Below are 15,306 nucleotides of genomic sequence, written 5' to 3' on the forward strand. Positions count from 1 at the left end.
ACCTTTCGGTGATCAAAAGCCTTTTCGGGTTCCCGCGGTGAAAATCCCGGCACTCCTCCAACGGCAACTTTTCGCCGAAATCAGGTATCTGTAGTTCGGCGCCGCGTTCCTTCCTTTCGTCAGCATCATCACCGCTGCGAAGGAGAACTCCATGCCGACACCGCGCAATCCCGACACCCCGTCCTTGGGCCCGGGTGGCGACAACCTCGAAGCAGGCCCGAGCAGTTCAGGTCTCGGAAGCTTTTCCAACAGTGAGATCGGCGAACTGGTCACCCAGGCCGCCGAAACCATGGCGGCGTCCGGAGAGGACGCCGAGCGGAATTACCAGCGAAGCCTCGACAGGCTCCGCGAGCGTGCGGAAGAGGTCGCTTCGGCCGTCGGCGAGCAGTACGACGCCTTGGCCGAGGACCAGTATCTGGAGCGGTGGGGCATGGTCCAGCTGCTCACCGACCTCCGGCACCAGGCGACGGTCCCCGCGCTCGAAAACGTTCTGCGCCAGCCGATCCCGCCGGAGCGTTCCGACGACCCGGCGCACGGGATCAGTACCGTCGGCGAAGAGGTGATCATCCGCACCACCGCGGTGGAAGCGTTGGCACGCCTGGCGTCCAGTGGGGACAGTGCGGCCAAGGAACTGCTGCTGCGGCAGGTCCGGCACGAGGTGTTCACGGTACGGCGCGCGGCGGTCCAGGCCATCGCCGAATCCGGTGACACCGACCTCACCGCACGAGTTCGTGAGGAGCTCAGCGGCACCGAAGACGAGCAACTGCTGAACATCCGGCGCGTCGACGTCCGTGGTGTCCCGCAGGCCGTCGGCGGGCGATTCGTCAAGGACAGCCAGGACGACGCCGCCCCGCCGCCGGAGCCTCCGCGCTCCTGAATCGAACACATTCCTTCTACAGACAGGTGATCTCCGATGGCCACTTGCAGTTACACAGTGCCGGACAAGAACGTGACCGGGGACAATTTCTACGGCGCCTCGATCTGCAATCAGACCTACATCGACTATTTCTGGAACACCTACGGATTCTCGGGCAACAAGGAGTACTGGGACGAGGGCTTCGGCTGGGAAGAAGCGTGCAACACCGACAAGCCGCTGGCCCGCACGTTCAACGCGTGCTACCTGCTGACCTATTCGGCGCAGGACTGGGCGAACGACGCCTATTCGGGCTCGATCCTGAACTGGGCGCGCCGCTACGTCCGGGACAACTGCGACGACCTGCGATCGCTCTGTGGCGACGGTAGCGCCATCGCGCGATCCTTCAGCGGGGCGTTCGTCGACGACCGGATCGAGCTGTACCTCGGCTTCTGGTACTCGAAAGACGTGCCCGGCCGCGCCGAGACGCTGATCCACGAGTCCCGGCACCAGGGCGGGAAACCGCACAACGCGAATTTCCCGGCGGGCTCGGTGTTCGGCGCCGGCGGGAGCGGCGCCGACTCGAACTGGAACTACCAGGGCGCGTGGATGTACGGCGCGCTGTACCTCTGGTGGTTCTACGCACAGGGTGCGCGCACCACGACGGCGCTGCGTGAGCGGGCTCGCCAGCGCGGAAACCTCGTGATCGACAACGCGTTCGCGACCCACCCGGGCTTCAACATCTGACCCCGGCGGTACACCGAAGAGAGCCCTCTCGCCCTGGCGGTGAGAGGGCATTCTTCCGTGCATACCTCCGATGACTCGGCTCATGTCCCGCTCAACGGGGCTTGACCCCTCAGATATCAGACGCAATCATCGGATCTCTCGGCAACCACGCCCTGGATGAGAGCGGATGGTCATGAGAGTTCGAGCGCAACGTGCCGCCTGGTTCGCCATCGTCCTGACCCTGTTGGCGGGCCTGCTCACCACGACGACGGCGAGCGCGGAAGTACACCACCCCCGACAGAGATGGCTGCGCGAGGCCACCGCGGGCCTCTTCCTCCACTGGGGAATGTTCACCGCGCCGCGCCATACCGACTGCGCCGCCTGGGAACGCTCGGTCACCGACGGCGGCTGGAACGCCGACTACTGGGTCGACGAAGCCCGCAAACTCGGCGCTTCCTACATCGTGCTCGCCACCTTCCACAGCAGGCTGGGGTACGCGAGGCCGTGGCCATCGGCGATCCCTGGCAGCTGCGCCACGAAACGTGACCTCCTCGGCGAACTCGTCAAGGCGGGCAACGCCAAGGGCATCCGGACGATCCTCTACATGACCGACGATCCCCAGTGGCACAAGGAAACCGGTGTCGAGTCGCTGGATTCGGCCGCGTACTCCGCCTACAAGGGCGAGCAGGTCGACCTGACCACCCGGCCCGGCTTCGGCAAGTACAGCTATGACCTGTTCCACGAGGTGATGGACCGCTACGCCGATCTCTCCGGCTTCTGGATCGACAACGACAACGACTACTGGGAGAAGAACAAGCTCTACGAACAGATCCGCGAGAAACGGCCGTCCTGGTTGCTGAGCAACAACAACGAGGACACCCCGATCATGGACACCGTCAGCAACGAGCAGAAGACCGGCATGACACCGCCGTACGACTACCCGCAGGCCGCGTTCACCCCGATGCCCCGGCTCACCGAAGCCGACTACAAACTGCCGACCAACGGCGGCTGGTGGTACGACGGCACCGACCAGGCCGTCGACTTCCGGTTGTCCACCGGGCGCTACATCACCAACGCGGGTTCGTCGATGAAGTCGTTGATGGCCGAAACCCCGATGGTGAACGGAAAGTTCCCTCCCCGGCAAGAGGCGTACAACAACTTCATGGCGAGCTGGGTACCGCCGATCAAGTCCTCGCTCCAGGGCAAGGAAGGCGGGGGCTACCTGTACGGCGGTATGCAGCCAGGTTTCTGGAACGACGGCGCGCACGGCGTCATCACCGTCGAACCCGGCGCCAAGACGCAGTACCTCCACGTCGTCACCCGGCCGCGCACCGACCTGCTTCGACTGCGCGACAACGGCTACAAGGTGACCGGGGTGTCCGATCTGCGCACCGGGAAACCGGTGCGGTTCAGCCAGTCCGCCGGGTATCTGACCCTTGTGGACATCAAGGACTGGGACACCTACGACACCGTGTTCAAGGTGGAAACGGCCGGGCAGCAGTACTTCCACGACTCGAGCACGATCAAGGCGACCGCGACCTCCTCGCGCAAGAACCATCCGGCGTCGAACCTCGTCGACGGGAACTTCGAGAACTACTGGGACGCCGACGGAAAGCAGCCGGTCTCGCTGACCTTGGACCTCGGCAAACGCCGGCCCGCCACCTACCTCGCGGTGAACCAGCGCGAGATGTCGCCGACCCACGCCCGCGAATCCTTCGGCCGCCCCGAAGATTCGGCGCGGATCCAGGACTATCGCGTCTACGTCAGTGACGACGGCAAGAACTGGGGCAAGCCGGTCCGCACCGGCGCGCTGCCGAGCGCCCGCGGTGTGCAGTTCATCGAACTCGGCGACCGGCAGACCCGGTTCATCAAGCTCGAAGTACTGAACACCTGGTCCGGGCCGCAAGCGAAACCGTTCTACAAGCAACTGGCCATCGACGAGATCAAGGTGGCCTACGGCTATCCGCAGTCGCTCTGGGGACCGCAGGCCCCACTGGAAGCCGAATCCTTCCGGAACGACCACGACGGCCGCACCCGGCCCGGCTGGTGCGCGTCCTGCTCCGGTTCCCTCCAGGTCACCGGGCTCGGTGGCGGCCCGCGCAACGCGGTCACCTACTCCGGTGTGACGGTCGCCGAGACCGGGACCTACCGGCTTCAGCTCGACACCACGGGCGGGTCCGCGACGTCGGCGGCGGTGAGCGTCAACGGTGACACTCCCGTCGAGGTCCCGATCGACGCGAGCACGCCGGGAATCGTGGAATCGACGGCGATCCCCGTGCCGTTGAACGCCGGAGCCAACACTGTCAAGGTGTTCAGCAGCGCCGCCGCGGGGCCAGGCCTCGACCGGATCGCGATCGCTCCCCTGCCGCCCGCGTCCTACACGCCGACAACGACGCTGACCGTGGAACCCGGTGGCGTCCAATGGGTTTCGCCGGGACGGCAGGCCCTGAAGGTGACCGCGAAACTGCGCCTCGACGCCGACGACACGATCGGCAAGGTGAGCATGGCACCTATCGTTCCGACAGGGTGGACACTCCAGGGCGCCCCGGCGACAGCGGCGTCGATGCGCGTCGGGCAAGAGCTCGAAGCTTCGTGGACCTTGCTCTCCCCCGAGGGCGTCACCGCGGCCGAAATCCCGGTCACCGCGTCGTTCGACCTGCTGGGCCGGGCGAAGTCGGTCGGCAAACCGGTGCGGGTGAGCCCGCTGCCGCCGGACCGGGTCTTCATACGGGAAGCCGAGGACTCGGCCAACAACGTCGGCAGCGCGGGCGTCACGGGCTGCGCGGTGTGCTCCGGCGGGCAGAAGGTCCGCAACATCGGCGGCGATCCGGACGCGGCCGTGCTGTTCGAGAACGTCACCGTGGACGCCGCCAAGACCTACACCCTGTACCTCGACTTCACCGTCAACGGCCCGCGGTCCTATTTCGTCACGGTCAACGGCGGCGCACCGGCCGAGGTGAAGGTCGACGGTGCCGGCAACAACACCCAGTTGACGACGTCGTTGCCGGTCGGCCTGCGAGCGGGGGCGAACACGATCAAGATCCACAACGACGGCTCGTCCGCACCGGATCTCGATCGGCTGTCACTGGGGTGAGGGACCGGCTTGACCCTCTCCCGGGGAGAGGGTTCAGGCTGGTCCCATGACCACCTTGATGCCGATCGGCGTGTTCGCGCACGCCACCCGGCTGTCGGTCCGCGCGCTGCGGAACTACGACCGGCTCGGGCTGCTCGTGCCCGCGCGGATCGACCCCGACACCGGGTACCGCCGGTACTCGCTCGAGCAGTTCGCCCGGGCGGGCCTGATCCGGCGGCTGAGGGAACTGGAGGTGCCGCTCGCGGAAATCGCCGAGATCCTCGCGGCCGGCACCCCGGACGACGTGAAGGCCGCCATCAAACGGCACCACGACCGGGTCGCGATCCGGGCCGCGGAACTCGCGGCGATCAGCGGCAGGCTCGATTCCGTGCTCGCCGAGCCGACGCGCTGGCTGCACGTGTACGAACGCATGCGCGCCCCGCAGCAGATCGCGCGACTGACTGTCAGGACCCCGCTGGGCGGGCTGGCCGAACTGATCGGACCGGGATACGAACGGTTGTTCGCCGCGCTCGAAACCCAGGGCGTCGCCCCGGCCGGTCCGCCCGGAACCCGTTACCTCACCGAGGATCCCGAGGACATCGAGCTGACCGTGGAACTGTTCGTTCCCGTGGACCGGCCAGTGCGGCCCGCCGGGGAGGTCGGCCCCGCCGAGCTCCCCGGTGCCCTGCTCGCCGCGACGATTCACGAAGGCGGCTATGAGAACGTGGAAACCGCCTACCTGTCGCTGGGCCGCTGGATCGCCGAACGCGACCGCGTCCCGACCGGCCCCGCCGAAGAGCTGTACCTCGTGGCGCCCGGCCCGTCGGTCGTGCCCGAGGCCTACCGCACCGAGATCGCCTGGCCGGTGACCGCGTGATCCTCGACGGCATCAAGACCGCGGGTGGGGAACACTGCGAAACGAGCACGCTGGACGTCCTGCTGCGGCACGCGGGGATCGAGCTGTCCGAGCCGATGTTGTTCGGGATCGGCGAAGGGCTCGGCTTCATCTACTGGGACGGGAAGAACCTGCCGTTCCCGTTCCTCGGCGGACGGAGCAGACCCGCGGAGATCACCCGGAAACTGACGGAGCGGCTCGGGCTGACCTTGCGGATCAAGGAAACGACGTCGGCACGCACGGCATGGCGGAACGTGGCCGAGCAGATCGACGCCGGGACACCGGTGGGCCTGCAGCTCGATTCCTATCACCTCGAGTACTTCACCTCGAAGGTCCACTTTGGAGGCCACTTCGCCGCGTTGTACGGCTATGACGGCGAAAAGGCGTTCCTGGTCGACACCGCGCAGCAGGGCGGCTCCGTTTCGACGTCGCTGGAGAGCTTGGAACGCTCCCGCGGAGAGAAAGGCCCGATGACGGCCAAGAACCTCTCCTTCACCATCACCCCCGAGGCTTCCCTGCCGCCGCTCTCCGACGTCATCCGCACGTCCGTCCGGGCCAACGCGGCGGAATTCCTCAACCCGCCCATCGCCAACCTCGGCTACCGCGGGATCGGCAAGACAGCCGTCCAGGTCAAGAAATGGCTCGACCGCAGCACCGATCCGGCCCGCGATCTCCCCCAGGCCGCCGTCCTGATGGAGCGGGCGGGCACCGGCGGCGCGCTCTTCCGCCGGATCTACCGCGACTTCCTTGAAGAAGGCACGAAACTCGTCGAGGACGCCGGCCTCCACACCGCCTACGAGAAGTACCGCGACATCGTTCCACTGTGGACCGAAGTCGCACGGTTGTTCACGCGGGCAGGGGAAACCGGCGATCACCGGCATCTCATCGACGCCTCGGCGCTCCTGTCCGAGCTGGCTCAGCGGGAGCAGGAGGCGATGACGGCGCTGGCGGCGGTTCAGCCCTCCCGTTCATAAGGCAGTTTCTCCCCCGCCTCCACCGCGAACGGCAACCGGTTGCCCGCCGGTGGCAACGGGCAGGTCGCGAAGTCGGTGAACGCGCACGGCAGGTTCGTCGCACGGGTGAAGTCCAGGACGACGGAACCGTCCTCGGCGGGAGTAGGCACCGCGAGCGCCCGGTTGGCCGCGTAGGTGGTGACACCGCTGGTGGCGTCGGTGAACAGGATCAGCAGGCCGCTTTCCTTGCCGTTGAAGGCGGTGAGGGTGTGCTCCACGCCCTCGTGCTCGAACCGCACGATGCCCGGCGAGACGTAGACGTGGCTGAGTCCTTCGACGACCGCGCCGACCGTCGTCGGCCGCGGCTCGTCGAAGGCCTCAAACGTTCCGGAAAGCACCCATGCGGCGTCGGGCTCGTACGCCGGGACACCGTGGAAGGCGTTCAGCACGGGGGCTTTCGGGTCGTGCGTGCGGATCAGGTATCCGCCGCGGCGCGCCACCTCGATCTCGACGTCCCCGGCGACGACGCGAGTGCCCGCGCCGCTCTTGACCAGTTCGAACCGGCGAACCTCAGTGAGCCGCTCGCCCTCGTGCGAGACGTCCGCCCCCTGCGGGTCGAGGTAGGCCGCGTCGTCGTCCTGCCACCACAGACCGGGAAGCCCCTCGTACGCGCGCGGCTTGTCCTCGAGCCAGTCGAGCGAAACCAGCGCCAGCCAGCCGAGCGGGTCGGCGAGGTCACGCTCACGCGTGATCTTCCAGCTCTGCCAGTCCTGCGTGAACCGCTCGGTGCCCAGGCTTGTGCTCATCGCCGATCCCTTCCGTGGCCTTGCTCCTCTGACGAGGTCAACGGCACGACGGCGGCTATATTTCCTGTCCCGGCATGTGGGCAGGCAACCGCGTCGTAGCGACCGTGCCCGCGACGGCAACGAGACTGATGAAGGCGAATACGACGCCGAAGGCCAGCGTCGGGCTTGCTCCGAGTCCCGCCAGGACCGCGCCGGTCACCGCCACACCCGCCACCGCGCCCACCTGCCGCACCGTGTTGAACAGGCCCGAAGCGCCCCCCGCGGAGTCCGGATCCACCGACGCCATCGCGACGGCCGACAGCGGTGACCAAGCCAGCGCATTGGCGGCGCCCAGAATCGCGGCTCCCGCCGTGATCCACCAGGGATTCACCCTCAGCACGACCACAAGACCGATGAGCAGCAGGCTGAACGTAAGCAGAGTCATGCCCAGGATCGCCGGTCTGCGCGCCCCGACTCTGTCCATCCATCGGCCGGCTATCGGTGACAACACAACCGCCACGAGAGCGTCCGGCGACAGGACCACAGCGGCCTCGATGGGCCCGAGACCTCTCACGTCTTGGATGTAGAGCATCGTCGGCAAGGCCATCGCGAGGACCGTCGCGCCGAGGGACGCCATCGCCAGGCTTGCCGACAAGTACCCGGACGAGCGATAAAGCCGCAGCGGCGCGAGTGCGTCTGCCCCTTCCCCTCGCTCGTGGAAACAGAAGAAGACGAGCAGCGCCGTGGCCAGAACGACCGCCGTGACGATCACGGGCAGCGAGAGAGTGCGCCAGGACAACAGGGCCCACACGAGAAGACTCAGCCCCGCGGTACTCGACACGGCGCCGAGAAGGTCGAACCGTGTGACGCCGCCCTGGCTGCCCGGGATCACGCGGATCCCCGCGACGAGGGCGACAGCGCAGAACGGCACGTTGACCCAGAAGATCCAGCGCCAGTCCAGGGTCGCTGTCAGCAATCCGCCCAGAACGGGCCCGAGCAAGGTGGCGGAGGCGGCGACCGAACCCCAGATGCCGAGGGCGCGCCCACGCTCGTTTTCGGCGAAGAGCCGTCGAATCAACGTGAGCGGCTGAGGAGCCATCGCGGCAGCCGCCAGCCCCTGCAGCACCCGGAACGCTATGAGCCAACCGATCGAGGGGGCGACACCGCACAACGCGGACGCTCCGGCGAAACCCCCCATGCCGAAGAGGTACACGCGCTTCGGATCGAAAAGGTCGCCAAGTCGACCGGCGACGAGCAAAGGGACCGAGAACGCCAGCAGGTAGCCGGCCGTCACCCAGAACAGCCCGGCGACATCCGCCTCGAGATCCGCCTGGATACGCGGGCTCGCCACGGCGACGATCGTCGTGTCGAGCAGGAGCACGAAGAACCCTGCGAGCAGGGCCGCGAGTCCTCCCCATTTGTTGGCCACTGGCACAGCCAACAGCACCGCACATCACAACCATGTAAGGCCGGAATCCACTGATGGCATGACGCGAAATAGCCACGATAACCCTATGGGGTGATCAGCGCATTTCGTTGGCCACTTAAAATTACGAACACGTGTTCGATAGATGTGCGGTATTGTGGAGGGGTGTCCGAGACCTCCGTTCTTCCTCAGTTGCCGCAGGAGTTGTGGCGTGCCGGGAAACTGGAGCTCGCCCACGGAGTGACTGAGACCTTGACGTTGATGCGTGCCGCGGCCGCTGTGTTGGGCACATATCTAGCGGAAATCGAATCCCGGGGCGCGAAAGACTTGTACGGGTATGCGAACACGAAAATGTGGCTTGCTGATATCGCGCGGATTACCCCTGCCGATGCGAAGAAACTCGTGGATCGCGCAGTAGCGCTGAACCCGACCCGTGCACTCGATGGCACCGAAGTCCCGGCATTCGCACCCGCGACGGCTGTCGCTGCGGCCGAAGGCGCTGTCGGAGAGCAGCACATCGACCAGATCATCGAAGTACTGAAGAAGATCCCCGGTCATGTCGCTGTCGAGAACCGGGACGCCGCCGAAAAGATCCTCGCCGATCTCGCCCGTGATGGGGGTCCTGGGCAGATCGCGGCCGCCGAAGCAGGCCTGATGGCGTGGCTGGACCCTGACAGTGCAGAGCCGAAGGATCCCGAACCCGTTGAGCCTCGTCGCGAGTTGAGGTTGCACCGTCGGAAGGACGGGTTCTGGAAGCTCACCGGCCTGCTGGATGACGAAGCAGGCGTCCGGACCATGGCGGCGATCGAGGCCTACGCGAAACCCCGCCCCGTCGACGAGTTCGGCCAGGCCGACCTGCGGACGGTGTGGGAGCGTCAGGGCGACGCGTGGGTGGATCTGCTGGATCTGGCGATCGCGAGTCCGGACCAGCCCGGGACCTGTGGGTATCGGACGATGGTGCATGTTCTGGTCGGCTTCGAGGAGTTGAAGACCGGGCTCGGGACCGCCAGCGTGGACTTCGTCGGCCAGATGACCGCCCGAGAAGCACGGATGGCCGCCTGCGACTGCTTGATGCTGCCGATCGTGATGAACGCCGCTGGTGAACCCTTGGATGTGGGCCGGATCAAACGGTTCGTCACCCCAGGTCAACGCAGAGCCTTGAATGCACGGGATCGGGGCTGTTCGTTCCCTGGCTGTCAGCGGAGACCGAAGCGCTGTCACGCTCACCATATTCATCACTGGGCAGACGGTGGCATGACCGACCTCCGCAACATGTGCCTCCTCTGCAGCTTCCATCACCGCCTGATCCACCACGGCGATTGGGAAGTACGGATGGCCGTCGGTGGGCTACCGGAGTTCATCCCGCCGCAGTACTTGGATCCGTTACAACGGCCGAGGTGCAACACGCTGCATCACACTCTCGTCTGAGCCGAGGAGCCCGCCAGCCACACCGGCGACGGGCCCCTCGGCATGCCCACGGCCGGGGCTGTTCCGCGCGGTCGCAGGGCTGCCGATGAAGGAATGGGGACACTCAACGTCCTAATTCCTTCATCGGCGTTGGGAGTTGTCGGAGCACGGACATGCCCACCGCCCCACGAACTGTTCGACACCGGCTAAAACCCGAAGGCGAATGGGCCGATCGGGCGTATTCGCGATCAAGTCCTCCAATCTTTCGCCGTGAGCGAGGGAAGATCGTCCGTTCCGGACTTGGGAGGGGACGGAACGCGCAATGGGAAAACCTGATCAACCACGCGACTCTCAAGGCCGATGGACGAGTCGCGGCAGCCTCGCGGCAGTGGCCACCGCTAGCGTGGTCGCCGTCGGCGGCGTCAGCATCAGTGCAGGCGGAGGTGGTTCCGCCGCTCTGGATTCCGCGGCGGGGCAAGCCGCGAAGGGCAAGTCGTCCAGCAAGAAATCCGCACAAAAGGGCCGCCATTCCGAAGCATGGGAGCGCCTCGGCTGGCGCCAGCTCAGGAAAGCGGCGAAGCGGGAGCTGAAATGCGGGCCGCATTCCTTCGGCGAGGTCCAGCGATTCTTCCTGCGCCACCCGTGCATCGATCTCGACCGTATGGTCTTCGCTGTCGACGACGGTTCAGGAAACACCATCGTCGTCTCGGTCGCCTGGGTGAAGATGCCGAAGACCGGCGAGGCGAGCGACCTGAAACGACTCGTCGACACGGACGGCACTGGGAACGTCTCGCCGCTCGGAGGCGAACTGCTCGGCCTGCGAGGCATCCGCTTCACCGGCGAGAACTACGACTCACGCCTGACCAAGAAGCTGGTCGTGATCGCGGAAGCCGCTCCCGCCGGTGGCCGGCCGGGCGAGGCGCTACTGGAAACCGCCGTGGAGGTCGCCGTCGAGTTCCCGGCGCCTTGATCTGCCACCAGCACCCCGCGCCACCGAATATTTTTTTTGTCTTGACAACTTGAATCATCGGACGGTTAGCTGACACCACACCGACCGAAGGGATCAAGTCATGGCCAAGTTCGCGAACGTCGACGACTACATCGCCGCCCTGCCCGAGGGACTGCGCGAGGTCGCCACCGCCCTGCGCCCGATCGTCAACGAGGCCCTGCCGGGCTCCGTCGAGGCGATGTACCACGCCTCGCCGACCTGGAGCGTCGGCGGAGCCGCGGGGAAGAACCTCGTCTGCCTTATGAAGGCGTACTCGTCGTACGTCACCTTCGCGCTTTGGAAGGGGCAGGTCATCGACGACCAGTCCGGCCGGCTGGAAGCCGGTTCGAGGGAGATGGCGCACGTCAAACTGCGTTCGGTCGCCGACATCGACGCCGAGCTGTTCGCCGGCTGGCTCAAGCGGGCACGGGACCTCGAAACCGTCGAGGCGGCGCGGTGACACAATCCCCGGCGTGCCTGTGATCACCGACGAAACCCGTTGCCCGTGTGGCCTCGGCGAGCCCTACGGCGCTTGCTGCGGCCGCTTCCACCGGGGAACCGCGACCGCGCCGACCGCCGAACTCCTCATGCGCTCGCGGTTCAGCGCGTTCGCCGTCGGCGACACCGGCTACCTGAACGAGACCTGGCATCCGGACACCAGGCCCGCCGATCTCCAGCTCGACCCGGCGCAGCGCTGGACGTTCCTGGAGATCCTCGGCAAGACCGGCGGCGGACTGCTGGAGAACGAGGGCACCGTGGAGTTCCGGGCCCACTACCGGCAAGAACGCCGGGCCGACAGCATGCACGAGAACAGCAGCTTCGTCCGCGTGGACGGACGGTGGATCTACGTGGCACCCGTGCGCTGAGCGCCTGCGTGCGGCCGCCCTCCGACGGGCGCGCACCGGCGGCGGCTGACAAACCCCGTGCAAGGGTCTGTTCCCCACGTGACGGGACGGCTACTATCGCACCCAATTGTTAAGGAACTTTCCTAACGATCCAGACCAGGTCCGCCGCCGTGTGCCCGAGGAGGCGCGCTCGTGAGTTTTCGGCATAAGAGATCCCGGATCCCCTTACTGGCCATGACCGTCACCGCGTTGACGGCGGCGGTCTGCGGGGTGACCGCAGCTCCAGCGGCGACCGGCGCGGAGGCGGCGACGGTTTCCGTCGGCGCGGCCGCCGGCATCGCCACCCCCATCCCCGGCTACGTGATCCAGTCTTCGGCGCAGGTCAGCGACGATTCCGCGGTGTCGAAACTGGGATTCCCCACGCCCGGCTGGTACCCGGTGTCGTCCCGGTCGACGGTCTACGCGGGTTTGCTGCAGAACGGCAAGTACGCCGACCCCTTCTACTCCACCAACATGAAGAACGTGCCGGCGGCGCAGTTCGCGGTGCCGTGGTGGTACCGCACCGACCTCAACGTCGATGACACCTCTTCGCGGACCTACCTCGACTTCAGCGGCGTGCTTTCGAAGGCCGACGTCTGGGTCAACGGCACCAAGATCGCGACGAAGGACCAGGTCAACGGCGCCTACACGCGGCACGACCTGGACATCACCGCGCACCTGCGCACCGGCGCCAACAGTGTCGCGTTCAAGGTCTACCCCAACGACCCCAACAACGACCTGTCGATGGGCTGGATCGACTGGGCGCAGACCCCGCCGGACCAGAACATGGGCATCGTGCGTGACGTCCTGGTCCGCCGCAGCGGCCCGGTGGCGCTGCGCAGCGCGCACGTCGTCCAGAAACTGAACTCGTCGCTCGACCACGCCGACCTCACCGTGAAGGCCGACGTGCGCAACGACTCGGCGAACGCGGTGCAGACCACGGTCGCCGGCACGGTCGCGGGCAAGCCGGTCAGCCAGACCGTCTCCCTGGCCGCCAAGGAGCGCAAGACCGTCACCTTCCCCGTCGTCGGCCTCGACAACCCGAACCTCTGGTGGCCAGCCGGCATGGGCGGCCAGCACCGGTACGCCCTCGACCTGACGGCGAGCGTCGGCGGCGCGGCTTCGGATTCCTCGAAGTCGAAGTTCGGCGTCCGCGACGTGAAGGCGCCGCTGAACTCCAGCGGCGGGCGCCAGTACAGCGTCAACGGCAAACCGCTGCTGATCAGGGGCGGCGGTTACACGCCGGACCTGTTCCTGCGGTGGAACGAGACCGCGGCGGCCGACAAGCTGAAGTACGTGCTGGACCTCGGGCTCAACACGGTGCGGCTGGAAGGTCACATCGAACCGGACGAGTTCTTCGACCTCGCGGACGACCTCGGCGTGCTGACCATGCCCGGCTGGGAATGCTGCGACAAATGGGAAGGCCACGTCAACGGCGAGGAGAAGGGCGAGCCGTGGGTCGAGGCGGACTACCCGGTCGCCAAGGCGTCGATGTTCTCCGAGGCCGAGCGCCTGCGTGACCACCCGAGCGTCATCTCCTTCCACATCGGCAGTGACTTCGCGCCCGACAGGCGGATCGAGCAGGGCTACCTCGACGCGATGAAGGCCGCCGACTTCCTGCTCCCGGTGATCCCGTCGGCGTCGAAGAGGCCGTCCCCGATCACCGGCGCGTCCGGGATGAAGATGAACGGCCCGTACGACTACGTCCCGCCGGTCTACTGGTACGACAAGTCGCAAAAGGACCGTGGCGGCGCGTGGAACTTCAACTCGGAGACCAGTGCCGGCGTCGACATCCCGACGATGGACACGCTGAAGCGGATGATGTCGCCCAGCGAGCTGGAAACGATGTGGAAGAACCCGTCGGCTCCGCAGTACCACCGTTCCTCCTCGGCCACGTTCGCGAATCTGAAGCTGTTCGGTGACGCGCTCACCAAGCGCTACGGAGCACCGGCGGACCTGAACGACTTCGTACGGAAGGCGCAGCTCGCGCAGTACGAGAACGTGCGGGCGGAGTTCGAATCGCACTCACGCAACTACACCGACTCGACGAACCCGTCGACCGGGTTGATCTACTGGATGCTCAACAGCCCGTGGACTTCGTTGCACTGGCAGCTGTTCGACGCCTATATGGACCAGAACGGCGCTTACTACGGCGCGAAGAAGGCCAACGAGCCGCTGCACATCCAGTACTCGCACGACAACCGTTCGGTCGTGGTGATCAACCAGACGCCGAACACGGCGAGCGGGCTGACGGCGACCACGAAGCTGTACAACGTCGACGGCACCGAGAAGTACAGCAACACCAAGACCGGGCTCTCGGTCGGCGCACTGGGCGCGAAGGCGACCGCGGTCACCGTCCCGGCGGTGAGCGGGTTGTCGACGACCTATCTGGCCAAGCTGGTGCTCACCGATTCGTCCGGCAAGGAGGTCAGCCGGAACGTGTACTGGCTCTCCACCAAGGCCGACACGCTGAACTGGGCCGGCAGCGACTGGTACTACACGCCCCAGTCGGCCTTCGCCGATCTGTCCGGGCTGAAGAACCTCGGCCAGTCGGCCGTCAGCACGACGGCCAGCTCGGTCGCCGGGTCCGACGGCACCACCACCACGACCGTGACGGTGAAGAACACTTCGGGCGGCAAGCTCCCGGCGTTCTACGTCGACACGAAGGTCGTGGATTCCGCCGGCAAGCCGGTGCTTCCGGTGACGTGGAACGACAACGCGGTGAGCCTGTGGCCGGGTGAGTCGACCACGCTGACCGCGAAGTACCGCACCGCCGACCTCAAGGGCTCCAAGCCTTCGGTGCGGGTCTCGGGCTGGAACACCGGCACGCAGACCGTTCCGGCCGACGGCTCCGGCCCCGGCCCGAACCCGGTCGACTACCAGGCCGAGGACGCCACGGTCGTCCAGGGCGCGGTGGAGTCGAACCACGCCGGATTCACCGGCAGCGGTTTCGTCAACTACGACAACGTGTCCGGCAGTTCCGTCGAGTGGACTGTCAACGCCCCGGCGGCGGGCACCTACGACGTCGTCGTCCGGTACGCCAACGGGACCACGGCGAACCGACCGCTGGACTTCTCCGTCAACGGGTCGATCAGCGCGTCGGGGATCGGCTTCGGCGCCACCGGGGCGTGGGCGACCTGGACGACCAGAACCGTCAAGATGACCCTGTCCGCGGGGGTGAACAAGATCAAGGCGGTCGCCACGACGGCGAACGGCGGTCCCAACGTGGACAAGATCACCCTGTAGCCAGGGAGTCGCGAGAGGCCCCTTCGCCACCCGGCGAAGGGGCCTCTTCCCGTTCAAGCGTGGGTTAGGC

At 66.5% G+C, this 15,306-nt stretch carries 12 protein-coding genes; 10 read left to right on the forward strand and 2 right to left on the reverse strand.

The window, feature by feature from the left end; genetic code table 11:
* The first annotated feature begins 151 nt into the window (after window positions 1-151).
* The 5 genes from ACLJRL_RS31525 to ACLJRL_RS31545 all read left to right on the forward strand — a co-directional run bounded on the left by ACLJRL_RS31525 (window position 152) and on the right by ACLJRL_RS31545 (window position 6,521).
* The gene (locus ACLJRL_RS31525; RefSeq protein ID WP_410659969.1) at window positions 152-877 is read left to right on the forward strand and encodes a HEAT repeat domain-containing protein; all 726 of its coding nucleotides are present in this window, start codon (window positions 152-154) and stop codon (window positions 875-877) included.
* Window positions 878-913: 36 nt separating this feature from the next.
* Entirely contained in the window at window positions 914-1,600 is a 687-nt protein-coding gene (locus tag ACLJRL_RS31530) for a hypothetical protein (RefSeq protein ID WP_410659970.1), read from the forward strand.
* Between the two features lie 166 nt (window positions 1,601-1,766).
* Window positions 1,767-4,673: an alpha-L-fucosidase gene (locus tag ACLJRL_RS31535; protein WP_410659971.1), complete on the forward strand. Its 2,907-nt coding sequence runs from the start codon at window positions 1,767-1,769 to the stop codon at window positions 4,671-4,673.
* 46 nt (window positions 4,674-4,719) lie between these two features.
* On the forward strand, window positions 4,720-5,529 hold the full coding sequence (locus tag ACLJRL_RS31540) for a MerR family transcriptional regulator (RefSeq protein ID WP_410659972.1): 810 nt from the start codon (window positions 4,720-4,722) through the stop codon (window positions 5,527-5,529).
* Window positions 5,526-6,521 carry a BtrH N-terminal domain-containing protein gene (locus ACLJRL_RS31545; protein WP_410659973.1) on the forward strand — a complete coding sequence of 332 codons (996 nt, stop codon included), beginning with the start codon at window positions 5,526-5,528 and terminating at the stop codon, window positions 6,519-6,521. Before ACLJRL_RS31540 ends, ACLJRL_RS31545 begins: the two co-directional genes overlap by 4 nt.
* On the opposite strand, the gene ACLJRL_RS31550 is transcribed toward ACLJRL_RS31545, so the two are convergent.
* Together ACLJRL_RS31550 and ACLJRL_RS31555 are read right to left on the reverse strand one after the other, a co-directional pair.
* Window positions 6,503-7,306, reverse strand: coding sequence for a DUF1684 domain-containing protein (locus tag ACLJRL_RS31550; RefSeq protein WP_410659974.1), 804 nt, complete (start codon window positions 7,304-7,306; stop codon window positions 6,503-6,505). The genes ACLJRL_RS31545 and ACLJRL_RS31550 overlap by 19 nt on opposite strands.
* Window positions 7,307-7,361: 55 nt before the next feature.
* The gene (locus tag ACLJRL_RS31555) at window positions 7,362-8,714 is read right to left on the reverse strand and encodes an MFS transporter (RefSeq protein WP_410659975.1); all 1,353 of its coding nucleotides are present in this window, start codon (window positions 8,712-8,714) and stop codon (window positions 7,362-7,364) included.
* A gap of 162 nt (window positions 8,715-8,876) precedes the next feature.
* On the opposite strand from ACLJRL_RS31555, the gene ACLJRL_RS31560 reads away from it, so the two are divergent.
* The 5 genes from ACLJRL_RS31560 to ACLJRL_RS31580 all read left to right on the forward strand — a co-directional run bounded on the left by ACLJRL_RS31560 (window position 8,877) and on the right by ACLJRL_RS31580 (window position 15,236).
* Window positions 8,877-10,139, forward strand: coding sequence for a DUF222 domain-containing protein (locus ACLJRL_RS31560; protein ID WP_410659976.1), 1,263 nt, complete (start codon window positions 8,877-8,879; stop codon window positions 10,137-10,139).
* A gap of 367 nt (window positions 10,140-10,506) precedes the next feature.
* A complete protein-coding gene (locus tag ACLJRL_RS31565; RefSeq protein ID WP_410659977.1) occupies window positions 10,507-11,088 on the forward strand; it encodes a hypothetical protein in 582 nt (193 codons plus the stop codon).
* A 100-nt stretch (window positions 11,089-11,188) separates the two neighbouring features.
* Window positions 11,189-11,566 (forward strand): DUF1801 domain-containing protein, encoded by a 378-nt coding sequence (locus ACLJRL_RS31570; protein ID WP_410659978.1) that lies wholly within the window; start codon window positions 11,189-11,191, stop codon window positions 11,564-11,566.
* Between the two features lie 19 nt (window positions 11,567-11,585).
* Window positions 11,586-11,972: a YchJ family protein gene (locus tag ACLJRL_RS31575; RefSeq protein WP_410660126.1), complete on the forward strand. Its 387-nt coding sequence runs from the start codon at window positions 11,586-11,588 to the stop codon at window positions 11,970-11,972.
* Between the two features lie 171 nt (window positions 11,973-12,143).
* Window positions 12,144-15,236, forward strand: coding sequence for a glycosyl hydrolase 2 galactose-binding domain-containing protein (locus ACLJRL_RS31580; protein WP_410659979.1), 3,093 nt, complete (start codon window positions 12,144-12,146; stop codon window positions 15,234-15,236).
* The last annotated feature ends 70 nt before the right edge of the window (window positions 15,237-15,306 follow it).

It is taken from the genome of Amycolatopsis sp. lyj-112 (genome assembly GCF_046549055.1).
Lineage (GTDB): Bacteria > Actinomycetota > Actinomycetes > Mycobacteriales > Pseudonocardiaceae > Amycolatopsis.